This window comes from Curtobacterium sp. MCBA15_004, from assembly GCF_001865055.2.
Lineage (GTDB): Bacteria > Actinomycetota > Actinomycetes > Actinomycetales > Microbacteriaceae > Curtobacterium.
In genome coordinates, this window is sequence record NZ_CP126266.1 from 3,506,278 (window position 1) to 3,527,378 (window position 21,101).

General features: G+C 72.9%; 19 protein-coding genes. 4 read left to right on the forward strand and 15 right to left on the reverse strand.

Features of this window, described 5'->3' with window-relative positions:
- Positions 1-227: 227 nt before the first annotated feature.
- Together QOL16_RS16600 and QOL16_RS16605 are read right to left on the reverse strand one after the other, a co-directional pair.
- Positions 228-2,738, reverse strand: coding sequence for a glycoside hydrolase family 65 protein (locus QOL16_RS16600; RefSeq protein WP_071285467.1), 2,511 nt, complete (start codon positions 2,736-2,738; stop codon positions 228-230).
- A gap of 59 nt (positions 2,739-2,797) precedes the next feature.
- Positions 2,798-3,580, reverse strand: a complete 783-nt coding sequence (locus tag QOL16_RS16605) for an HAD family phosphatase (protein ID WP_065964319.1) — start codon at positions 3,578-3,580, stop codon at positions 2,798-2,800.
- A gap of 226 nt (positions 3,581-3,806) precedes the next feature.
- Between QOL16_RS16605 and QOL16_RS16610 the strand changes: the two genes are divergently transcribed.
- Positions 3,807-5,144 (forward strand): APC family permease, encoded by a 1,338-nt coding sequence (locus tag QOL16_RS16610; RefSeq protein ID WP_071285469.1) that lies wholly within the window; start codon positions 3,807-3,809, stop codon positions 5,142-5,144.
- A gap of 131 nt (positions 5,145-5,275) precedes the next feature.
- On the opposite strand, the gene QOL16_RS16615 is transcribed toward QOL16_RS16610, so the two are convergent.
- The 11 genes from QOL16_RS16615 to QOL16_RS16665 all read right to left on the reverse strand — a co-directional run bounded on the left by QOL16_RS16615 (position 5,276) and on the right by QOL16_RS16665 (position 16,562).
- Complete coding sequence (locus QOL16_RS16615) at positions 5,276-5,998, reverse strand: alpha/beta hydrolase (protein WP_071285471.1); 723 nt, start codon at positions 5,996-5,998, stop codon at positions 5,276-5,278.
- Positions 5,999-6,000: 2 nt separating this feature from the next.
- A complete protein-coding gene (locus QOL16_RS16620) occupies positions 6,001-7,260 on the reverse strand; it encodes a GNAT family N-acetyltransferase (protein WP_071285473.1) in 1,260 nt (419 codons plus the stop codon).
- Positions 7,261-7,398: 138 nt separating this feature from the next.
- On the reverse strand, positions 7,399-7,947 hold the full coding sequence (locus QOL16_RS16625) for a GNAT family N-acetyltransferase (RefSeq protein ID WP_065964310.1): 549 nt from the start codon (positions 7,945-7,947) through the stop codon (positions 7,399-7,401).
- The gene (locus QOL16_RS16630; protein WP_071285475.1) at positions 7,944-8,408 is read right to left on the reverse strand and encodes a hypothetical protein; all 465 of its coding nucleotides are present in this window, start codon (positions 8,406-8,408) and stop codon (positions 7,944-7,946) included. Before QOL16_RS16630 ends, QOL16_RS16625 begins: the two co-directional genes overlap by 4 nt.
- Before the next feature lie 53 nt (positions 8,409-8,461).
- Positions 8,462-9,157, reverse strand: coding sequence for a response regulator transcription factor (locus QOL16_RS16635; RefSeq protein WP_065964314.1), 696 nt, complete (start codon positions 9,155-9,157; stop codon positions 8,462-8,464).
- The gene (locus QOL16_RS16640; RefSeq protein ID WP_065964315.1) at positions 9,154-11,649 is read right to left on the reverse strand and encodes an ATP-binding protein; all 2,496 of its coding nucleotides are present in this window, start codon (positions 11,647-11,649) and stop codon (positions 9,154-9,156) included. The genes QOL16_RS16635 and QOL16_RS16640 overlap by 4 nt, the downstream gene beginning before the upstream one ends.
- A gap of 265 nt (positions 11,650-11,914) precedes the next feature.
- A complete protein-coding gene (gene kdpC, locus QOL16_RS16645; RefSeq protein ID WP_071285477.1) occupies positions 11,915-12,517 on the reverse strand; it encodes a potassium-transporting ATPase subunit KdpC in 603 nt (200 codons plus the stop codon).
- 4 nt (positions 12,518-12,521) lie between these two features.
- Positions 12,522-14,618, reverse strand: coding sequence for a potassium-transporting ATPase subunit KdpB (gene kdpB / locus QOL16_RS16650; RefSeq protein WP_065964710.1), 2,097 nt, complete (start codon positions 14,616-14,618; stop codon positions 12,522-12,524).
- A 29-nt stretch (positions 14,619-14,647) separates the two neighbouring features.
- Positions 14,648-16,339, reverse strand: a complete 1,692-nt coding sequence (gene kdpA / locus QOL16_RS16655; RefSeq protein WP_071285480.1) for a potassium-transporting ATPase subunit KdpA — start codon at positions 16,337-16,339, stop codon at positions 14,648-14,650.
- Positions 16,339-16,428, reverse strand: a complete 90-nt coding sequence (locus tag QOL16_RS16660; RefSeq protein ID WP_058729515.1) for a potassium-transporting ATPase subunit F — start codon at positions 16,426-16,428, stop codon at positions 16,339-16,341. The genes kdpA and QOL16_RS16660 overlap by 1 nt, the downstream gene beginning before the upstream one ends.
- Positions 16,425-16,562, reverse strand: a complete 138-nt coding sequence (locus QOL16_RS16665; RefSeq protein ID WP_171898837.1) for a hypothetical protein — start codon at positions 16,560-16,562, stop codon at positions 16,425-16,427. The genes QOL16_RS16660 and QOL16_RS16665 overlap by 4 nt, the downstream gene beginning before the upstream one ends.
- A 121-nt stretch (positions 16,563-16,683) precedes the next feature.
- On the opposite strand from QOL16_RS16665, the gene QOL16_RS16670 reads away from it, so the two are divergent.
- Positions 16,684-17,787, forward strand: coding sequence for an Abi family protein (locus QOL16_RS16670; RefSeq protein WP_253181720.1), 1,104 nt, complete (start codon positions 16,684-16,686; stop codon positions 17,785-17,787).
- On the opposite strand, the gene QOL16_RS16675 is transcribed toward QOL16_RS16670, so the two are convergent.
- Complete coding sequence (locus QOL16_RS16675) at positions 17,788-18,735, reverse strand: YafY family protein (protein ID WP_071285482.1); 948 nt, start codon at positions 18,733-18,735, stop codon at positions 17,788-17,790.
- A 61-nt stretch (positions 18,736-18,796) separates the two neighbouring features.
- Here QOL16_RS16675 and QOL16_RS16680 point away from each other — a divergent pair, with 61 nt between their 5' ends.
- The gene (locus QOL16_RS16680) at positions 18,797-19,216 is read left to right on the forward strand and encodes a VOC family protein (RefSeq protein ID WP_071285484.1); all 420 of its coding nucleotides are present in this window, start codon (positions 18,797-18,799) and stop codon (positions 19,214-19,216) included.
- A gap of 174 nt (positions 19,217-19,390) precedes the next feature.
- On the opposite strand, the gene QOL16_RS16685 is transcribed toward QOL16_RS16680, so the two are convergent.
- On the reverse strand, positions 19,391-20,278 hold the full coding sequence (locus QOL16_RS16685; protein WP_071285579.1) for a putative RNA methyltransferase: 888 nt from the start codon (positions 20,276-20,278) through the stop codon (positions 19,391-19,393).
- 72 nt (positions 20,279-20,350) lie between these two features.
- Between QOL16_RS16685 and QOL16_RS16690 the strand changes: the two genes are divergently transcribed.
- Positions 20,351-20,962: a hypothetical protein gene (locus QOL16_RS16690; RefSeq protein WP_071285486.1), complete on the forward strand. Its 612-nt coding sequence runs from the start codon at positions 20,351-20,353 to the stop codon at positions 20,960-20,962.
- Positions 20,963-21,101: the final 139 nt, after the last annotated feature.

Sequence of the window (21,101 nt, forward strand, 5' to 3'; positions counted from 1 at the left end):
ATGCCGCAGGAGTCGCCATCGGCCCGGGGGCACGAGGGACCACGGTGCCCGCCGGCAGCTGGACGCCCGTGGAGGTCGAGCGGACGCCGACCGACGACCGCCCCCGCCGGACGCCACCACGAGCGGAGGCGCGGTGCGGGACCACCCGCACCGCGCCTCCAGGCAGGGCCGACAGGCCGACAGGCCGACAGGCCGTCAGGCCGACAGGCCGACAGGCCGTCAGGCCGTCAGGCCGTCGTCTCGTCGACGTCGAACATCCGGTCCAGCGAGATCGTCGGGATCGACGCCGTGATGACGGACCCGTCCGCGCGCAGCGTGCCCTGGATGTCGCTCGTGGTGGGCGCGTGCCCGGACATCCGCGGGCCGTGGTGCGGCAGCGGCACGACGGTCGGCTCCCCCGGCAGCACGTCCCACTGTTGGTTGTGCACCCACGCGGTGAAGCCGTCGCCGGTCTCGACCGTGAACGTCATCGTGGCCTCTTCGAGGTCGACCCGGATGCGCGAACCGTGGATCGTCAGCCGGCAGGTCAGACGCTCCCAGTCCTTCGGCAGCCGCGGGTTGAACGTCATCCGCCCGCCGTGGTCGCGCATGCCCCCGAAGCCGTTGACGAGCGCGCCCCAGATGCCGCCGGTCGAGGCGATGTGCACCCCGTCCGAGGTGTTGCCGTGCAGGTCCGCGAGGTCGACGTACAGCGCCGTGAGGAAGTACTGCGCCGCGAGGTCGTGGTACCCGACCTCGGCCGCCATGATCGACTGCACGACCGCCGACAGCGTCGAGTCCCCGGTGGTCAGGGCGTCGTAGTAGTCGAAGTCGCGGCGCTTCTCTGCGGCGGTGAACTCGTGGCCCTGCAGGAACAGCGCGAGCACGACGTCGGCCTGCTTGAGCACCTGGAACCGGTAGATGACCAGCGGGTGGTAGTGCAGCAGCAGCGGGCGCTTGGACTCCGGCGTGTTCTCGAGGTCCCAGAGCTCCTTGTCGAGGAACTGGGCGTCCTGCGGGTGGATGCCGCGGTGCGGGTCGAAGGGGATCTCCATCGACTCGGCGGCGTGCTCCCACTCGACGACCTCGGACTCCTGGAGCCCGGTCCGGCGGACCATGCGGCCGTACTCCTCGGGGTCGTCGACCGCGAGCTCGTGGCAGGCGTTGACGGCGAACCACAGGTTCGCCCGCGCCATGACGTTCGTGTAGAGGTTGTCGTCGACGACCGTCGTGTACTCATCGGGTCCGGTGACACCGTCGATGTGGAACTTCTTGTCGCCGTTCGACCGCCAGAACCCCAGGTCGGACCACAGTCGCGCGGTCTCGACGAGGATGTCGATCGCGCCGCGCTTGAGGAACTCCCGGTCACCCGAGGCCCGCACGTACTGCATGAGGGCGTGGGCGATGTCCGCATCGATGTGGTACTGCGCGGTACCGGCGGCGTAGTAGGCGCTCGACTCCTCGCCGTTGATCGTCCGCCACGGGAACAGGGCACCGCGCTGGTTCAGCTCACGGGCACGCGACCGCGCGGCGTCGAGCATGTTGTAGCGGAACCGCAGCGCGTTCCGGGCCACGATCGGCGCCGTGAACGACAGGAACGGCAGGACGTAGATCTCCATGTCCCAGAAGTAGTGACCGCCGTACCCGGACCCGGTGACGCCCTTGGCGGCGATGCCGTGCCCGTCGGTCCGGGCGGTCGCCTGCGCCAGCATGTAGAGGTTCCACCGGACGGCCTGCTGGATCTCCGGCTGCCCGGGGATCTCGACGTCGCTCCGGGTCCAGTAGTCGTCCATCCATGCGCGCTGCTTCGCGAACGTCTCGTCGACCGTCTCGGTGCGGGCGCGGTCGAGCGTCCGGTCGCAGCGGTCGGCGAGCTCGCGGGCCGGCACCCCGCGGGACGTGTGGTACACCACGTGCTTCACGAGCCGGGTCGGCACCCCGCGGCGCGCCTGCACCCGGTACACGTGCTTCGCGAGGTCGTCCTCGATCGACGAGGACTCGTCCCAGCTGTTCTCGGTCTCCAGGTGGTGCTCGACACCGACGCAGATCGTCATGCCCGAGCTCGCGGCCTGGTAGCCGAGCAGGGAGCGCCCGCCGGTGCTGCGCTTGAGCTTCGGTTCGAGCACGCGCTGCGTGAACGTCTCGGCCTTGCGCGGGTCGAACGCGTTCGCGGCCGCCCGCATCCCCGCGTGGTACTCGTCCTGGACGTCCTGGCGGTTGAGGATCTGGCTCGAGAGCAGCAGCGATGCGTCACCGTCGAGCACGGTGACCTCGTAGTCGATGACGGCGAGGTGCCTGTCGGTGAAGGACACCAGGCGCTTCGACCGGATGCAGACCCGCTTGCCGGACGGCGTCGACCACTCGGTCTCGCGGTACAGGTAGCCGCCGCGGAACTCGAGCCGGCGGGTGTGGCGCAGGACGTCGGCCTCGGCGAGGACCAGGGGCTCGTCGTCGACGTACAGCCGGATCACCTTGGCGTCGGGCGCGTTGATGATCGTCTGCCCGGTCTTGGCGAAGCCGAAGGCGTCCTCGGCGTGCCGGATCGGCCAGGTCTCGTGGAACCCGTTGACGTACGTGCCGTACTGCACGCCGCCCCGGCCTTCGTCGAGGTTGCCGCGGAGGCCGAGGTAGCCGTTGCCGACCGCGAAGTTCGTCTCGGCGACGCCCTGCTCGTCGGGCGCGTACTCGGTCTCGACGAGCGCCCACTCGTCGACCGGGTAACGGACGCGGTCCAGGGGGTCGGAGGTGATGGGGTTCATGCGTGTGTGCTCCGTGGGAGGGAGGTCGTGGGGGTGTCGGGGACGAGACGCGCGGCGCGCTACCGCGCCGCTGGCTGGTCCGTGCTCGTGGTCGCGCCCGGCAGCTCGTCGAGCAGCTCGGCGAGGTCGGTGACGACGACGTCGGCACCGTGCTCGCGCAGGGCGTCGGCACCGGCACCGCGGTCGACGCCGACGACGAGCCCGAAGGCACCGTTGCGGCCGGCTTCGACCCCGCTCGTGGCGTCCTCGACGACGACGCACTCGGCGGCGGTCAGCCCGAAGCGGCCCGCGGCGTCGAGGTAGGTGTCCGGCGCTGGCTTGCCCGCGAGGCCGTCCTGTCGTGCGACGAGGCCGTCGACCACGACCGGGAAGCGGTCGAGGATCCCCGCGGTCCGCAGCACCTGCGTGGCGTTCGCGGAGCTCGACACGACCGCGACGTGCATGCCGGCGTCGATCGCGGCGGTCAGGAACCGCAACGAGCCGGGGTAGGGCTCGACGCCGTGCTCGGTGAGCTCGGCCGTGAACTCGGCGTTCTTGCGGTTGCCGAGGCCGCACACCGTGTCGGCGTCGGGTGCGTCGTCGGGGGTGCCCTCGGGCAGCTCGATGCCGCGCGAGGCGAGCAGCGTGCGCACGCCGTCGTAGCGGGGCTTGCCGTCGATCGAGGCGAAGTAGTCCTGCTCGGTGTACGGGGCCACCCCGTGCGCCGCGAGGTACGGCGTGAAGAGCCGGCTCCAGGCGCGCATGTGCACGTCCGCGGTGGGGGTGAGGACGCCGTCCAGGTCGAACAGGAGCGCTCGTGTGTCGGCGAGTCGCGCTGGTGTGCGCCGGTCCGGCGTCGTCATGGCATCCTCCGCGTGCATCGTGCTGTCTCGGTCTGACGTCGTCGTCGTGTGCTCAGGCGAGTCTAGGACCGGGCCGGGTCCGCCGTTCCGGTGCCGCACGCACCTGTGGACAGCGTTCACCGGTCCGACGCCTGTGGAGGAACGGACAACCGCCTGCGCCCAGTGGACGTTCCGGGAGCCCGGTGAGGCCCCCTCGGTGACGCTGACCGGGACGGAAGGCACCACCATGACCAGCGACACCGCCGCACGCCCCCAGGGCGAGACCGGCTCGAAGCTCCAGCAGGCGATCACCGGTCCCCTGCTCTACCTGTTCATCCTCGGCGACGTCCTGGGCGCCGGCATCTACGCCCTGATGGGGACGCTCGCGAAGGACGTCGGCGGCGCACTGTGGGCACCGCTCGTCCTCGCGCTGCTCCTCGCCCTGCTCACCGCCGGGTCCTACGCCGAGCTCGTGACGAAGTACCCCAAGGCGGGCGGCGCCGCGGTCTTCGCCGAGCGGGCCTACAAGGTGCCGATCGTGTCGTTCCTGGTCGGCTTCAGCATGCTCGCCGCCGGGGTCACGAGCGCCGCCGGGCTGTCCCTGGCCTTCGCCGGCGACTACCTCGGCACGTTCGTCGACCTGCCGCCGGTGCCGACCGCGATCGTGTTCCTGGCCCTCGTCGCGTGCCTGAACGCCCGCGGCATCTCGGACTCGCTGAAGAGCAACGTCGTCATGACCATCATCGAGGTGTCCGGCCTCGTCATCGTCGTCGTGGTCGTCGCGGTGATGCTCGGCGGTGGCGGCGGTGACGTCTCGCGCGTCGGGGCCTTCCCGGCCGAGGCGAACCCGGCCCTCGCGACCCTGAGCGCCGCGATCGTCGCCTACTACTCGTTCGTGGGCTTCGAGACGTCGGCGAACGTCGCCGAGGAGGTCCGCGAGCCCCGCAAGGTCTACCCGAAGGCCCTGTTCGGCGCCCTCGCGACCGCCGGTGTCGTCTACGTGCTCGTCGGCCTCGCCAGCTCGATCGCCCTGCCCGCGTCGGAGCTCTCCGACTCGAGCGGCCCGCTGCTCGCCGTCGTGTCCGCGTCGGGCGTGCCGATCCCCGACTGGGTCTTCAGCCTGATCGCGCTCGTGGCCGTCGCGAACGGCGCCCTGCTCACGATGATCATGGCGAGCCGCGTGACCTACGGCATGGCCGAGCAGCGGCTGCTGCCGAGCCTGCTCGGCAAGGTCCTGCCGAACCGGAAGACCCCGTGGACCGCCATCGTCGCGACCACCGTCGTCGCGATGCTGCTCACGCTCGTCGGCGACGTCGGCACGCTCGCCGAGACGGTCGTCCTCCTGCTGCTGTTCGTGTTCATCAGCACGAACGTCGCGGTGCTCGTGCTGCGGAAGGACAAGGTCGAGCACGACCACTTCCGGGTCTGGACCGCCGTGCCCGTGCTCGGCGTGGCCTCGTGCATCCTGCTGCTCACGCAGCAGAGCGGGCAGGTCTGGCTGTACGCCGCGGTGCTGCTGCTCGTGGGCGTGGTCCTGTACGTGGTGGCGCGCCTCACGCGCCGCCGTGAGCGCACCGCGGCGTAGGGACGCGGACGGGAGGCGCATGGCGGGCCGGTCACGCGCCTCCGGCCGCGTTCGTGGCGGACGGGAGGCACGGGGCGGACCCGCTCCGTGCCTCCCGTCCGTCGTCCGGTCGCGTCAGCCGTCCGGACGTGTCAGCCGAGGGTGCGGACCCAGTCCTCGATCGCCGCGGCGATCTCGCTGCGCGCCTGCGCGCGCGGGATCGTCGCCGTCCCGTCACCGGGCTGGTCGCCGTAGGCGCCGAAGTCCGCGTGGTTCGCGCCGACGACCTCGACCGTCCGCGCGTCCGCCGGCAGCTTCCCGCGCGCAGCGGCGACCTTCGCCGGGGTCGACAACCCGTCGCGTGACCCGGAGACGCTCAGCACGTCGAGGTCGGTGTCCGACAGGTCGTCCGCGCAGTAGCTGCCGAGGAGCAGGAGCCCGTCGGCCTCCCGGGCGAGCTGGCACGCACGGACCCCGCCGAGGGAGTGCCCGCCGACGGCCCACGTCGTGACCCGGGGTGCGTGCGCCTCGAACGTCGACAGCGGACGCGTGTCGAAGAACGCCAGGTTGAGCGTCGGCTTCGTGATGACGACCGTCGTCCCCGCGGCGACCACCTGCCGGAACGTCGCCATGTAGGCGTACGGGTCGACCTTCGCGCCGGGGACGAACACGATCCCCTTCCCGTCCGCGGTGCCGGTGGGGGTCATCACCACGGCGTCGCCGGCGTCCCGGACGGCCACGCGGTCGTCCCGCCAGACCTGCAGCGCTGCGCTCCGGGTGCCCGGCATCACGATGTGCGCGTACACGAGGAACGCCACCACGAGCAGGACGACGACGGTCAGGACCCAGGCGGTCCCTCGCAGGGCACGGTGCACGGTCAGTCCTCCTCCGGCCGGTGGGCCGTGACGGTCAGCCAGCGCTCGTCGGCGCCGGGACGGGTGGTCTCGCGGACGTGCACGCCGTGCCAGCCGGCCGCGGACACGACGGCGGCGAGGGCGTCCTCGGTCCAGTAGGTGAACCAGCGCGGGTCGTCGAGCTTGCGGTCGCTCCAGCCGGCACCGTCGCCGCGCTTGACCGTGGCGGCGAGGACCCCGCCCGGGCGGACCGCGCGGCGGGCACGTTCGAGGACGGGGCCGGTGGCGTCCCGGTCCACGTGCAGCAGGACGGCGTTCGCGAACACGGCGTCGTAGGGTCCGCCCCAGCCTGCGGCGGTGCCGGTCCGGGCGTCGTCGTCGGGCCGGGCGTCGTCGGGCCGGACGCCTTCGTCCGGTCCGACGTCGTCGCGCCGGACGCCTTCGTCCGGTCCGACGTCGTCGCGCCGGACGCCTTCGTCCGGTCCGACGTCGTCGCGCCGGACGTCGAGCAGGCGGGCGTCGTGTCCGGCCGCGCGGAGCCGGTCGACGAACGCCGCGGCGCCGTCGGTCCGGTCGACCCGCAGTCCGGCGGCCTCGAGTGCGTCGGCGTCGCGACCGGGACCGGAGCCGAGCTCGAGGACGTGCGACCCGGCGGGCACGAGGGCGAGCAGGTCGTCGACGAGGCCCGAACGGTGGTCGTCGGTGCGGTCGGCGTACCGGTCGGCCCCGCGTTCGTACGCGAGCAGGGTGCGCTCCGCCGCGAGGTCGCGGGACATCACGAGCTCGTGTCGGCCGTCGGGCAGCGCGTCACCGAGGGTGTCGGTGGGGGCGAACCCGGCGCGCTCGTAGCTGCGGCGGGCGCGGTCGTTGTCGGGCATCACGGAGAGCTCGAGGTGCTCGGCGCCGTGCTCGGCCATCGCGCGGGCGACGGCGTCGATGAGCTGCCGGGCGACGCCGCTGCCGCGGGCCTCGGGGGCGACCCACATCGAGATGAGCTCGGCCCGGCGGGGGTCGTCGACGTCGGGCACACCGGTGGCCATGCCGATGACGTGGTCGTGGTCGTGGCGTGCGTGGTCGTGCTCGTGCTCGTGCTCGGTGTCGACCGCGAGCAGGTCCACCGCGTCCGGCAGCGACAGACGGGTGCGCCAGCGGCCCTCGGGGGCGTCCTGCCAGTCGGCGAGGGTCGAGCCGAACGCGTCGGGCGCCTCGGCGAGCGCCGCCAACCGGACCGTCCGCCACTCCTGCCAGTCGTCCGCCGTCACCCGGCGCAGCGCGATCGTCACGGCTCGACGGTACCGTCCGGCGTCGTCCGGTCGCGTCGATGGAGCAGACGATGTCGGGTGGGGCGGCCGCACCCGACATCGTCTGCTCCATCCGCGGAAGGGAGCGGGACCGAGGTGGGCGAGCCGGGCCCCGAAGCGTCAGGACCCGGGCGCGCGGGCGCCGCCCAGCGCATGCGTCCAGGCGCCCGGCTCAGACTCGGACTCCCGCAGGAGCGGGCTGGTCCAGGCGACCTCACGCTCCAGCTGCCCGGTCGCCCGGAACAGCTCCACCTGGCTCGTGCCGGCGAGGACGGCCGCCAGGTCTCGACGGTCGGCAGCGACGAACCCCAGCCGCTGCCAGAACGGTCCGGACCGTCGGCTGAAGAGCCACGCGCGCCGGGCGCCCTCCCCCGCTGCCGCGCGCAACGCGAGCTCGGCGAGCGCCGTCCCACGGCCGGAACCGCGGAGCGCCGGGCCGACGGCGACGCTGCGGAGGAGGACGTGCCTCCCGTCCGGTCCTGTCTCGTAGCCCGCGCTCCCGACGACCGTCCCGGCCGTGTCGCGGACCACCCAGAGGCGGGTGGACGGGTCCTCGAGACCGGCGACCGTCAGGTCGCAGGCGGTCAGGAAGGCCCGGAGGTCGTCGACGTCCTGCGGGCGGACCCTGACCGCGCCCGCGGCGGCCGGGTCTCGCGACGAGGGGCTCACGGCGACGTCGCTGCCTCGTCCAGCTCGGCGAACGTGGCCGCGTACCGCTCCCGCACGGCGGCCCACCCGTGCGCGCCGACGAGGTCCGCGACGTCCACCGCGCGGAAGATCCCCGCCTGGTGCAGCGGCTCGGACGTCCCGGGCAGCCGGAGCTCCTGGCGGAAGCTGCCGTCCTGCCGGTCGAAGCGCAGGGTGTGCCGGGCGACGTCGTCGTCCCAGTCCGCCGACGGCCACGAGATGAAGTCGACCTCGACCGGGCCCGAGCGGACGTCGGTGGTGGCGACGTAGCTGCCGTGGTGGTCCTCGCCGGGCGACAGGATCGTGTACGACCCGTTCGCCCGGTAGACCAGCACGGCCTCGGCGAAGGGCTTGCCGTCGTACAGCCGGGTGTAGCGCAGGGCCTGCGCGTGGACGGGGGCAGCGAGGGGGACCGACACGGCCCCGGACGGTGACTCGGTCATGCCGACACGGTAGCGAGCGGCACGCCGCGGGCGGAAGGGCCCGCGGCGCGGGGTCAGCCGCCGGTCGGGTCGAACCGGTACCCCATCCCCGACTCGGTCACCAGGTACCGCGGGTGCGACGGCTCCGGCTCGAGCTTCCGCCGCAGCTGCGCCATGTACAGCCGCAGGTACCCGGAGTCGTTGCCGTGCGTCGGGCCCCACACCTCGGTGAGGAGCATCTCGCGGGTCATCAGCCGCCCGGGGTTGGTCACGAGCACCTCGAGCAGGCGCCACTCGGTCGGGGTGAGGCGGATCGCGGGTCCCGTCGGCGGGGTGACCTGCTTCGCGACGAGGTCGACCACGAGATCGCCGACCACCACGGTGGGGGTCGCCCCGGCAGTCGCCGCTGCCGTGGCCTGCCGGCGCCCGAGCGCACGGAGCCGGGCGAGCAGCTCGTCCATCTGGAACGGTTTCGTCACGTAGTCGTCCGCGCCGGCGTCGAGCGCGTCCACCTTGTCGGACGAGTCGGTCCGGCCGGACAGCACGAGCACGGGGACCTGCGACCAGGCGCGGATGCCCTCGAGCACCCCGATGCCGTCGAGCCGCGGCATCCCCAGGTCGAGCAGGACGATGTCCGGGCGCTCGGTGATCACGGCGTCGATCGCGGCGCGGCCGTCCCGCGCGGTGGCGACCTCGTACCCGCGGGCGGCGAGGGTGACGGCGAGTGCCCGGACGAGCTGGGCGTCGTCGTCGGCGATCAGGACCTTCATGCTCGGACCTCCACGCCCACGTGCCCCGCGATCGGCAGCCGCACGACGACGGTGAGTCCGCCGCCGGGGGTGTCGTCCACCTCGATCGTGCCGCCCATCCCCTCGGTGAACCCCCGCGCCAGGGCGAGCCCCAGCCCGAGCCCGGTCTCGTTGTCGGTGTCGCCGAGCCGCTGGAACGGCTGGAACACCTCGTCGCGCCGGTCCTCGGGGATGCCCGGCCCGTGGTCGGCCACGCGCAGTTCGACGCCGCCGCCGAAGGCGCTCGCCGCGATCCGGACGCGCGTGCCCTCGGGGGCGTAGCGCGAGGCGTTGGCGAGCAGGTTCACGACGACGCGCTGCAGCAGGACCGGGTCAGCCAGGACCGGCGGCAGCTCGCCCGGCAGGTCGAGGTCGACGTCGTCCGGGCCGAGCTCGAGTTCGTCGAGAGCGGGGGCGACGACCGTCTCGAGGGCGGTTGGCAGCGGGGTCACGGCGAGCACCCCGGCCTGCACGCGGCTGACGTCCAGCAGGTCGGCCAACAGCACCGCGAGCTGACGCAGGCTCTCGTCGGCGGTCGTGAGCAGCGCCTCCCGGTCGGTGTCGGTGAGCTCGATGTCGGAGGCGCTCAGCGTCTGCACGGCGGCCGAGGCCGCCGCGATCGGGCGACGGACGTCGTGGCCGACGGCCGCCAGGAGGGCGCTGCGGACGCGGTCCGCGGCCGCGATGCGCTCCGCGTCGACCGCGGTGCGCGTGAGCCGGCGGTGTTCCACCGCGGCGTCGAGCTGCTGCTCGACGACCCGCAGCAGCCGTCGTTGGGTCGGGTCGTCGGGTGCGCCCGCGAACTCCAGGACGGCGCCGGACGGGAGGCTCGTGGTCGCGTCCGGCGTGCCCTCGAACGTCCCGGACGTGGCCGGGACCTCGTCGCCCTGCCGGATCCGCACGCCGGTGAAGCCGAACGCCTCGCGCGTGCGGTCGAGCAGCGCCTGCAGGGCGTCGTCGCCACGGAGGACGCTGCCGGCGATGCCGACGAGGAGCCCGGACTCGGCTGCCGCACGGCGTGCCTCGCGGCTCCGCCGGGCCGACCGGTCGACCACGAAGCTGACGAGCACGGCGCTGATCACGTACATCACGAGGGCCACGAGGTGCCACGGCTGCTGGACGGTGACCTGGTAGAGGGGTTGCACGAAGAAGAAGTCGAGGCTCAGCCCGGACAGCACGGCGGCGAACACGGCGGGCCACATCCCGCCCACCAGGGCCACGACGAGCACGAGCAGCTGGTACGCGAGCACGTCGACCGTGATCGAGTCCGGGTCGTCCGTGCGCGACAGGAGCCAGGTGAGCAGCGGCCCCACGGTGAGCGACAGGACGAACGCCGCGGCGATCCGGGCGCGGGACAGGCTGCCGCCGAGCTTCGGCAGGGCGAACCCGCCACCGGCACGCTCGTGCGTCACGACGTGCACGTCGATGTCGCCGGACTCCTGGATGACCGTGTTGCCGATGCCCGGTCCGGTGATGGCGGCGGCCAGACGCGAGCGACGGCTGACCCCGATGACGATCTGCGTCGCGTCGACCGACCGGGCGAACCGGACGAGGGTGGACGGCACGTCGTCGCCGACGACCTGGTGGTACGTCCCGCCGAGCTGCTCGAGCAGGGCGCGCTGCTTGCCGAGCGCACCGGGGTGGCGGACGCGGAGGCCGTCGTTCGTCGTGACGTGCACGGCGGCGAGCTCCCCGCCGGCGCTCCGGGCGGCGATGCGGGCGCCGCGGCGCAGGAGCGTCTCGCCCTCGGGGCCGCCGGTCAGCGCGACGAGCACGCGTTCGCGGGTCTCCCAGCGGTGGTCGATGCCGTGCTCGGCGCGGTAGGCCTTGAGCGCGTCGTCGACCTCGTCGGCGAGCCAGAGCAGGGCGATCTCGCGCAGGGCGGTGAGGTTGCCGAGCCGGAAGTAGTTGGACAGCGCGGCGTCGATCCGGGCGGCCGGGTACACCAGCCCGTCGGAGAGCCGCTCGCGCAGGGAGGCCGGGGCGAGGTCGACGACCTCGATCTGGTCGGCCGCGCGGACCACGGCGTCGGGGACGGTCTCGCGCTGCACCGTGCCGGTGATCTCGCGGACGACGTCGCCGAGGGACTGCATGTGCTGGATGTTCACCGTCGAGATGACGCTGATGCCCGCGGCGAGGAGCGCCTGGACGTCCTGCCAGCGCTTCTCGTTCCGGCTGCCGGGCGCGTTCGTGTGCGCGAGTTCGTCGACGAGGGCGACGTCGGGGGCGCGGGCGATCACCGCGTCGAGGTCCATGTCGTCGAGGGCGACCCCGCGGTGCTCGACGACCCGGCGGGGGACGACCTCGAGCCCGTCGACCAGGGCGGCGGTGGCGGCACGCTCGTGGGTCTCGACGACGGCGACCACCACGTCGCGGCCCTCGGCCTGCATGCGGTGCCCTTCCTCGAGCATCGTGAACGTCTTGCCGACGCCGGGGGCCGCGCCGAGCAGGACCCGCAGTTTGCCTCGCTTCACGGGCTCATCCTCTCGCTGTTCGGTCGGTGGTGGGGTGGCGGTGGCGGCTGGCGCGGGGCGGTGGCGCGGGGCGGGGTGGTGGCGCGGCGCGGGCCGGGGTGGCGGTGGCGGCTGGCGCGGGGTGGTTCGACGTGCGTCTGCACAACCGGGAGCACGTCGCGCCACGGGATTCCGTGGTGCGAGGTGCTTCCGGTTGTGCGAGCCGCAGCAGCGCGGGGCGCGACCACGGCCGCGACCTCGGCCGCGCCCCGCCCCCGCCCCCGCGTCAGCGCGTCGCCGCGAGCGCCAGGTTCAGCTCGAGCACGTTGACGACCGGCTCCCCGAGGAACCCGAGCTGCCGGGCCTCGGTGTGCTCGTCGACGAGCGTGCGGACGGCGTCCTCGGACAGCCCGCGGGCCGAGGCCACCCGGGACACCTGCTGGAGCGCGTACTCCGGGCTGATGTCCGGGTCGAGGCCCGAGCCCGAGGCGGTGACCGCGTCGGCAGGCACCTCAGCGGCGCTGATCCCGTCGGCCTTCGCCACGGCGGCGCGGCGCTCCTCGACCGCCTTGAGCAGGTCGGGGTTCGACGGGCCGAGGTTCGAGCCGGACGAGGCGTTCGCGTCGTAGCCCTCCTCGCCCGCGGCGCTCGGGCGCGACTGGAACCAGCGGTCGGTGCCCTTGCCGTCGAACGACTGCCCGATGAGGGACGAGCCGACGACCGTGCCGGAGGAGTCGGTGACCATCGACCCGTTCGCCTGGTCGTGGAAGGCGGCCTGGCCGACGCCCCACACCGCGAGCGGGTAGACGACGCCGAGGACGACGGTGGACAGGAGGGTGAGGCGGATCGCCACACCGGTGGAGCGGAAGGTGGACCGTACGGATGCCATTGGACTAGAACCCCGGGATGAGACCGACGACGAGGTCGATCAGCTTGATGCCGACGAAGGGGACGATGACGCCGCCGAGCCCGTAGACGAGCAGGTTGCGTCCGAGGACGGACGACGCAGAGGCCGCCCGGTAGCGCACGCCCCGCAGGGAGAGCGGGATGAGCGCCACGATGACGAGGGCGTTGAAGACGACGGCGGACAGGATCGCGGACGACGGGCTGTGCAGTCCCATGACGTTGAGCGCCGCGAGGCCGGGGAACGCCGCCTGGAACATGGCCGGGATGATCGCGAAGTACTTCGCGACGTCGTTGGCGATCGAGAAGGTCGTCAGCGCACCGCGGGTGATGAGCAGCTGCTTGCCGATCCGGACGACGTCGATGAGCTTCGTCGGGTCGGAGTCGAGGTCGACCATGTTGCCGGCCTCCTTCGCAGCGGTGGTGCCGGTGTTCATCGCCACGCCGACGTCCGCCTGTGCCAGGGCCGGGGCGTCGTTCGTGCCGTCGCCGGTCATGGCGACGAGGTTGCCGCCCTCCTGCTCCCGCTTGATGAGCGCGAGCTTGTCCTCCGGGGTGGCCTCGGCGAGGTAGTCGTCCACCCCGGCCTCGGCGGCGATCGCCTTGGCGGTGCGCGGGTTGTCGCCGGTGATCATCACCGTGCGGATGCCCATGCTGCGGAGCTCGGCGAACCGGGCGGCCATGCCCTCCTTGACGACGTCCTTCAGGTGCACGACGCCGAGCAGCGCCACGGTCCCGGAGGCGTCGCGCCGTCCGACGACGAGCGGCGTCCCGCCCTGGTCGGAGACCTCGGCGACGGTGGCGTCCACCGAGGCGACGACCGCGGCGTCCGCGGACCCGGCCCAGGCGAGCACGGCGGCCGCGGCGCCCTTGCGGATCTGCGAGCCGTCGGCCAGGTCGAGGCCGGACATGCGGGTCTGCGCCGTGAACGGCACCTCGACCGCGCCGGCGGGCGTCCCGGGTGCGACCCCGTCTGCTGCCGCGAGCGTGACGATGGACCGTCCCTCGGGGGTGCTGTCGGCGGCGCTCGACAGCGCTGCCGCCTCCATGAGCGTCGTGACGGTCACGCCGGGCACCGGGACGACGCGGGACGCCTGGCGGTTGCCGTAGGTGATCGTGCCGGTCTTGTCGAGCAGCAGCGTGGTGATGTCACCGGCGGCCTCGACCGCGCGGCCCGACATCGCCAGGACGTTGTGCTGCACGAGCCGGTCCATGCCGGCGATGCCGATCGCGGAGAGCAGCGCGCCGATGGTGGTCGGGATGAGGCAGACGAGCAGGGCGATGAGCACGGGCACGCTGACCGTGGCGCCGACGAGGCCCGCGATGGGCTGCATCGTGAGGCAGACGATCACGAACACGATCGACAGCGACGCGAGCAGGATGTTCAGCGCGATCTCGTTCGGCGTCTTCTGGCGGGCGGCACCCTCGACGAGCCGGATCATCCGGTCGATGAAGGTCTCGCCGGGCGTGGACGTGATGCGCACCACGATCCGGTCGGACAGCACCCGGGTGCCGCCGGTCACCGCGCTGCGGTCACCGCCCGACTCCCGGATGACGGGCGCGGACTCGCCGGTGACGGCCGACTCGTCGACGCTCGCGATGCCGTCGATGACGTCGCCGTCGCCCGGGACCACCTCACCGGCGACGACGACCACGACGTCGCCCTTGGCGAGGTCGACGGAGGCCAGCTCCTCGGTCTCGGCCCGCAGGGCGGCCGGGTCGCCGGCCGCGTCGTACCCGCGGACGCGCCGTGCGCTCGTGGTGGAGCGGGTCTTGCGGAGGGTGTCGGCCTGCGCCTTGCCGCGGCCCTCGGCCACGGCCTCGGCCAGGTTGGCGAAGACCACCGTCAGCCAGAGCCACACCGCGATCGCGGTGGTGAACGCGGACGGCTCGACGAAGGCGGTCACCGTGGTGAGCGCGGCACCGACCTCGACGATGAACATGACGGGGTTGCGCCACATCAGGCGCGGGTCGAGCTTGCGCAGGGCGCCCGGGAGGCCCGCCGCCAGTTGGCGGGGCCCGAAGGCGGACGAGGTGGTCGGCCGGGAGGCGGTGGTCGCCTCCGGCGCGTCGGTCACGGTGGTCATTGCAGTGTCCTCGGACATCGGCTGGGCGTTCATCGGGCGAGTGCTTCCGCGAGCGGTCCGAGAGCGAGGACCGGGAAGTAGGTGAGGGCGGTGACGATCACGGCGACCGCACCGAGCAGGCCGATGAACAGCGGCCGGTGCGTGGGCAGCGTGCCGCTGGTCGCGGGCACCTTGTCCTGGGCGGCGAGCGACCCGGCGAGCGCCAGGACGAGCGCGATCGGGATGAACCGACCGAGCAGCATCACGACGCCGAGCGCGGAGTTCATCCACGTGGTGTTCGCGGTGAGCCCACCGAACGCCGAACCGTTGTTGTTCGCGCCCGAGGTGAAGGCGTACAGCAGCTCGGAGAGCCCGTGGTTGCCGGGGTTGAACAGGCTCGTGCCGAGGACCTGCTCGCGGACGCCCGGGATCACCAGGGACAGTCCGGTGCCGAGCAGCACCAGGGTCGGCGTGACGAGGATGTACAGCGCGGCGAAGGTCATCTCGCGGGCGCGGATCTTCTTGCCGAGGTACTCCGGGGTGCGACCGACGAGGAGCCCGCCGATGAACACCGTGATGACCGCGAGCACGAGCATCCCGTACAGGCCGGAGCCGACACCGCCGGGGCTGATCTCGCCGAGCATCATGTTGAGGAGCGCCATCATGCCGCCGATCGGCGTGAAGCTGTCGAACATGCCGTTCACGGCGCCCGTGGACGTCGCGGTCGAGGTCGTGCCGAAGAGGGTCGTGCCGAGGATGCCGAACCGCATCTCCTTGCCCTCCATCGCCGCGCCTGCTGCCTGGGTGGCGCTGCCGCCGCCGGCGAGTTCGGCGATCGACATAACCGAGAGCGACACGAGGAAGATCGCGCCCATCACGGCGAGGATCGCGGTGCCCTGGCGGTCGTCGCCGACGAGCCGCCCGAAGGTGCGCGGGAGCGAGAACGGGATGACGAGCATGAGGAAGACCTCGACGAGGTTCGTCCACGCCTGCGGGTTCTCGAACGGGTGCGCCGAGTTCGCGTTGAAGTAGCCGCCACCGTTCGTGCCGAGCTCCTTGATCGCCTCCTGCGACGCGACGAAGCCGTCCGGGATGTGCTGCGTCCCGCCGGCGAGGGTGGTGACGTCGATCCCGGCGCCCCAGGACTGCACGACGCCCCCGGCGACGAGCACGAGCGCGAACACGAACGCGCCGGGCAGGAGCAGGCGACCCGTGCCGCGCACGACGTCGACCCAGACGTTGCCGAGCGTGCCCGACTTCCGGCGGGCGAACCCGCGGACCAGGGCGACGGCGACGGCGAGGCCGACCGCGGCGGACAGGAAGTTCTGCACCGCGAGGCCCGCCATCTGCACGGTGTAGCCGACGGTGGCCTCGGGCGAGTAGGACTGCCAGTTCGTATTCGCGACGAACGACGCCGCCGTGTTGAACGCGAGCGACGGCCCGACGTCCGGCAGCCCGAGGTTCCCCGGCAGCACCACCTGGATGCGCTGCAGCAGGTAGACGACGAGGAGCCCGACGACGCTGAAGAGCAGCACGCCCCGCAGGTACGCGGGCCAGGACTGCTCGGCGTCGGGGTCGACCCCGATCACCCGGTACACGCCGCGCTCGATGCGGGCGTGCTTCGTCGGCGTGTAGACGTGCGCCATCCAGTCCCCGACCGGGCGGTGTGCGACGACGAGGAGCAGGACGAGCGTCGCGACCTGGGCGATGCCGGCCCAGGTGTCGGCGGCGGAGCCGGCCATCAGAAGCGCTCCGGGTGGACCAGGGCCCACACCAGGTAGACGACCGAGGCGATGCCGAGGACGGCGGCGGCGATGGTGACGACGATCACAGTCGCTCCACCCCCTTGGCGATGAGTGCCACCACACCGAACACGGCGAGGACACCGGCGACGACGAAGACGTCGAACACGAGGGACTCCAGGGTTGCTGCGTGGTCCGCGTCGGGTGACGCTGACCGCACCACGTGTGGTGCGGAACCGATGCTGGATCCGGCACCGCGCCTCCAGGCCGGTCCTAACGGGTTCCTGACGGCCTCCTGTCGGACGCATGCGCCGCCCTAACGACCCACGCGGCGCGAGCCGCGGATGCTCAGCCTCGTTGCCGAGGCCGGGGCGACGCTGGTACCCTTGCAGCATCACGATCGGCCCGCTCGCCTGACGGCTCGGGCCGATTTTCTTGTCCCGGGGGGAGACGAGGTGCCCTACACGAAGCCGTGGCTGTCGATCGACGACCAGATCGGGATCCTTCGCCGCCGAGGACTCGTCATCCCGGACGTCGAACGCGCGGCGGCCGTGCTGCACGAGGTGGGGTACTACCGGCTCACCGGCTACCTCTACCCGCTCCGGCAGTCCCACACGGTGATCGATGAGCGCGGACGAGCGTCGGTCGTCGTCGAGGAGCAGTACCGCGTCACTGCCCGGTTCGACCACGCCTGCGAACTGATCGCCTTCGATCGAGCGCTGCGCTTGCTGGTCCTCGAGGCCGTGGAACGGGTCGAAGTCGCTATCCGCACCAGGCTCGCGCACGTCCTCGGTCGGCTGTCGCCGTTCGCCCACGAGGATCCAGCAGCATTCAGTGCGGCCTTCACCGCCTCGGGATCGGACCCCGACCGGCGCAGCGAACACCAGCGGTGGCTGGGCCGGCTCGAGGACCGGAAGGGCCGTTCGGATGAGTCGTTCGTGACGCACTTCCGCGATCGGTACGACGGACACATGCCCGTCTGGGTCGTCGTCGAGTTGCTCGAACTCGGGCAGGTGTCGCGGCTGTACGGCGGGCTCCGGAACGATCTCGCCACCGAAGTCGCCGCGGCGTTCTCGGTTCCGACGAAACAGTTGATGCGGAGCTGGCTCGCGTCCGTCAACTACGTGCGCAACGTCGCTGCCCACCACTCGCGGTTGTTCAACCGCAAGCTTGTCGTCGCTCCCAAGCGCCCGACCGCGGCGCAGGTCCCGGCGCTCGCACACCTCGGTTCCGGATCGGCACCGAAGCGTTTCGGCGTCTACGAGGTCTTGGCAGTCCTGGCGCATCTGCTCGATGCCGTGCCTTCCGACGAGGACTGGCAGGTGCGGACGGCGGCACTCCTGTCGTCCTTCCCGGACATCGACGGGATCGACGTCGGCTCGACCGGTGCAGATCCGGCATGGCTCCAAGAGCCGCTCTGGAACCCCCGGCAGACCCGCGCCGTCTGATCAGCCACGACCGGCGTCGAGCAACCGCGCCGCGAGCGCCTCCACCGCGACCCGCAGCTCCTCCGGCCCCTCGACCGTGAACGGCACCGTCGTCCCGGCGAGCACCCCCGCGAGTCCGTCCCACGACCACGACCCGAGCGTCACCCGCCGGCGATCGTCCCCCGTGGGCTCGACGACCGCGTCCTCCGGCAGGAACGGTGCGATCCGCTCGGCGTCCCCAGCCGTCACGAGTACCGACCCGGTGCACGGCCACACGTCCTCGGTCGACGAGCCCCGGAACCGTGCCGAGACGAACGCCGCGACGTCGCCACCCGGGACCGGTCGCGGGGTGAACGCCAGCCGGGTGGGCATCCGCGGCACGATCCGGTCGACGCGGTAGGTGCGCCAGTCGTCGTGCTCGGGGTCCCACGCGAGCAGGTACCAGCGGCCGTTCCGCGCGACGACCGCGTGCGGCTCGACGCGGTGCGGGGTGTCCCGCTCGCCGTAGCCGAAGCGCAGGACCTCGTGGCGGCGGACGGTCTCACCGACGGCGACGAGCACCTCGGGGTCGACGCGGGTCCGCCCCGGCGCGGCCACGGCGTCCACCAGGTCGACCCGGTTCCGCAGCCGTTCGGGCATCACCTGGCGCACGGTGGCGAGCGCCCGGGTCGCGGCCTCGGCGATGTCGGCGCCCGAGGCCGGGGCGACCGCGAGGGCGAGGGCGATCGCGACGGCCTGCTCGTCGTCGAAGAGCAGCGGCGGCAGGTCCGAACCGGCGGCGAGCCGGTAGCCGCCCGCGGGTCCGCGCACCGACTCCACGCGGTACCCGAGGTCCCGGAGCCGGTCGACGTCGCGGCGGAGCGTGCGCGGGCTGACGGCCAACCGGGTCGCGAGTTCGTCGCCGGCCCAGTCGCGGTGCACCTGCAGCAGGGAGAGCAGCGACAGCATGCGCGAGGACGGTCCGGACATGCCTCCATCCTCGTCCGGGTTGCGGTCACGATCTGACCGCAACGCCCGACACACTCCTGCCATGAGCATCGAGACGACCACACACCTCAACTTCGACGGCCAGGCCCGCGCGGCCCTGGACCACTACGCGACGGTCTTCGGCGGGACCGTGACCGCCGCGACCTACGGCCAGATGGGCGCATCGCAGGACCCCGCATGGACCGACCGCCTCGTGTTCGGCCAGGTCACCACCGAGGCCGGTTTCCGGATCATGGCGTTCGACGTCTGGCCGGACCAGCCCTACGACCAGGGCACGAACGCCTTCTACGTCTTCGTGCACGGTGACGACGCGGACGAGGTCACGCGCTACTGGGAGGCCCTGTCCGACGGCGCCGAGGTGCGCCAGCCCCTCGCACCGACGCCGTGGGCGCCGCTCGCGGGACAGCTGCGCGACCGGTTCGGCGTCGTCTGGCAGCTCGACGTCGCGGCACCGCAGGCCTGACGTTCGGCCACGGATGGAGCAGAAGACGTCGGGTACCGAGCGCGGACCCGACGTCTTCTACTCCGTCGGCGCGGAGGCCCGGAACCCGTCGGCGCGGAGGCCCGGAACCCGTCGACGTGGAGGCCCGCAAGCCGCCGGCGTGTGCAGGCCCGCAAGCCGTCGGCGCGGAGGCCCTCAGCCCGCCGGCGTCCAGGTGCTGACCGTCACGGCGGCGGTGACGGTCGTGGGCGCGAAGACCCGGTCCGGGTCGACGTGGTGGTGGCTCGGCCCCATGTGCACGACGTCGTGCACGTCCTCGGCGGTCAGCTCCATCGTCCACGTCAGGTCGTCCGAGCTCCGCAGCGCGAACGACGGCGTCAGCGAGTCGTGCAGCCGTCGCTCCTTCTCCGGGTCCACGGCGATCGTCGCCTCGGCGAGCTCCGCCAGGTGGCCGGGCCGCGGGGTCACCACCGCCAGGACGCCCGCCGGGTGCAGCACGCGGGCGTACTCCCGCTGGTTGCGCGGCGCGAACACGTCCAGCACGACGGCGGCCGCGTCGTCGACGACCGGGAGGCGCTCGGTCACGTCCCCGACGACGGCTCCCGCCCGCGCGTGCACCCGTGCGGCGCGACGGATCGCCACCGCGGACAGGTCCAGCGCGACCCCGAGGCGGGCCGCGACGGCCCCTGCCGGGGCCGGGTCGCGCCTCCCGTCCGGGTCCCGTGCGTCGACACGGCCGGCCGCGTCGTCGGCGACCGCGTCGAGCACGTGGGCGAGGTAGGTCCCGGGACCGGACCCGACGTCGAGCACGACGCCCGGGGCGGTGGCGTCGGCGACGACCGCGGCGAGCGCCCGCTCGACGGGCCCGTAGTGCCCGCGGCCGAGGAACCGCACGCGGGCGTCGACCATCGCGGGGGTGTCCGCCGTGAGCGCGCGGCGCTTCGCGGGGAGGAGCGTGAGGTGGCCCTGCTTCGCCTCGTCGTACCGGTGACCCGTCGCGCACCCGACCGATCCGTCCGCGACGCGGGCGAGCGGCTCGGCGCAGACGGGGCAGGCGAGCACGGGGAGGAGGTCGTCGCGCACCCCCACAGCGTACGCAGCGTGTGGACGGCGGGCCGTCGCGCCTGCGTGAGCGGTCCTCGGTAGCGTCGGGACATGGCCGTCATCCACCACGCAACCCTCCGACCGACCAAGGCCGAGGCCCTCGCCGCCTGGCTGCCCGCGCAGCCGTGGAGCGGGCTGTCCGCCGGGGAGTCCGTCGAGGTCGTGACGCGCTTCCGGTTCGACGACCCCGCGGGCGAGGTCGGCGTCGAGGTGATCGTCGTGCGGACCCCGGACGGCCGACTGCTGCACACGCCGTTGACGTACCGCGGTGCGCCGCTCGAGGGTGCCGGCGCGTACCTCGTGACCGAGATGGACCACTCGGTGCTCGGTCGCCGGTGGGTGTACGACGCGGTGGGCGACCCGGTCTACGCCGACGTCGTGCGGCGGGCGATCGTCACGGGCGGGCACGAGGCCGACCTCGAGCGCGCGGACGGCTCCGGGACGTTCGACAAGGAGGCGACGGCGGTGGGCAGCGGCTCGGCGTCGGACTCCCCCACCGTGACCCGGGTCGAGGCGCACACCGACGGCACCGAGACCACGGTGCGGACCGACCACGGCGACCTCGTCGTGCTGCGGGTGGTCGGGCTGCCGGTGCCGGACGGCCAGACCCTCACCGTGTCGTGGGCGGACCACCACGCGGTCGTCGCGGTGCTGCCCGCCTGAGATACGCGTGGTGCCCCGGTCGGGTGCGCCGCGCTCCGGCACCGTCGCCGTCACCGTCGCCGCGCTCCGTCGCCGCCGCCGCCGTCGCCGTCTCCGTCGCCGTCCACGCTCCTGAGCGTGTGCCCGACCCCGCCCCGGG

Coding starts and splice junctions, on each gene's coding strand:
- QOL16_RS16610 (WP_071285469.1), top strand. CDS start 3,807: ATGACCAGCGACACCGCCGCACGCCCCCAGGGCGAGACCGGCTCGAAG.
- kdpB (WP_065964710.1), bottom strand. CDS start 14,618: ATGACCACCGTGACCGACGCGCCGGAGGCGACCACCGCCTCCCGGCCG.
- kdpA (WP_071285480.1), bottom strand. CDS start 16,339: ATGGCCGGCTCCGCCGCCGACACCTGGGCCGGCATCGCCCAGGTCGCG.
- QOL16_RS16680 (WP_071285484.1), top strand. CDS start 18,797: ATGAGCATCGAGACGACCACACACCTCAACTTCGACGGCCAGGCCCGC.
- kdpC (WP_071285477.1), bottom strand. CDS start 12,517: ATGGCATCCGTACGGTCCACCTTCCGCTCCACCGGTGTGGCGATCCGC.
- QOL16_RS16630 (WP_071285475.1), bottom strand. CDS start 8,408: ATGACCGAGTCACCGTCCGGGGCCGTGTCGGTCCCCCTCGCTGCCCCC.
- QOL16_RS16605 (WP_065964319.1), bottom strand. CDS start 3,580: ATGACGACGCCGGACCGGCGCACACCAGCGCGACTCGCCGACACACGA.
- QOL16_RS16670 (WP_253181720.1), top strand. CDS start 16,684: ATGCTCAGCCTCGTTGCCGAGGCCGGGGCGACGCTGGTACCCTTGCAG.
- QOL16_RS16675 (WP_071285482.1), bottom strand. CDS start 18,735: ATGTCCGGACCGTCCTCGCGCATGCTGTCGCTGCTCTCCCTGCTGCAG.
- QOL16_RS16690 (WP_071285486.1), top strand. CDS start 20,351: ATGGCCGTCATCCACCACGCAACCCTCCGACCGACCAAGGCCGAGGCC.
- QOL16_RS16635 (WP_065964314.1), bottom strand. CDS start 9,157: ATGAAGGTCCTGATCGCCGACGACGACGCCCAGCTCGTCCGGGCACTC.
- QOL16_RS16600 (WP_071285467.1), bottom strand. CDS start 2,738: ATGAACCCCATCACCTCCGACCCCCTGGACCGCGTCCGTTACCCGGTC.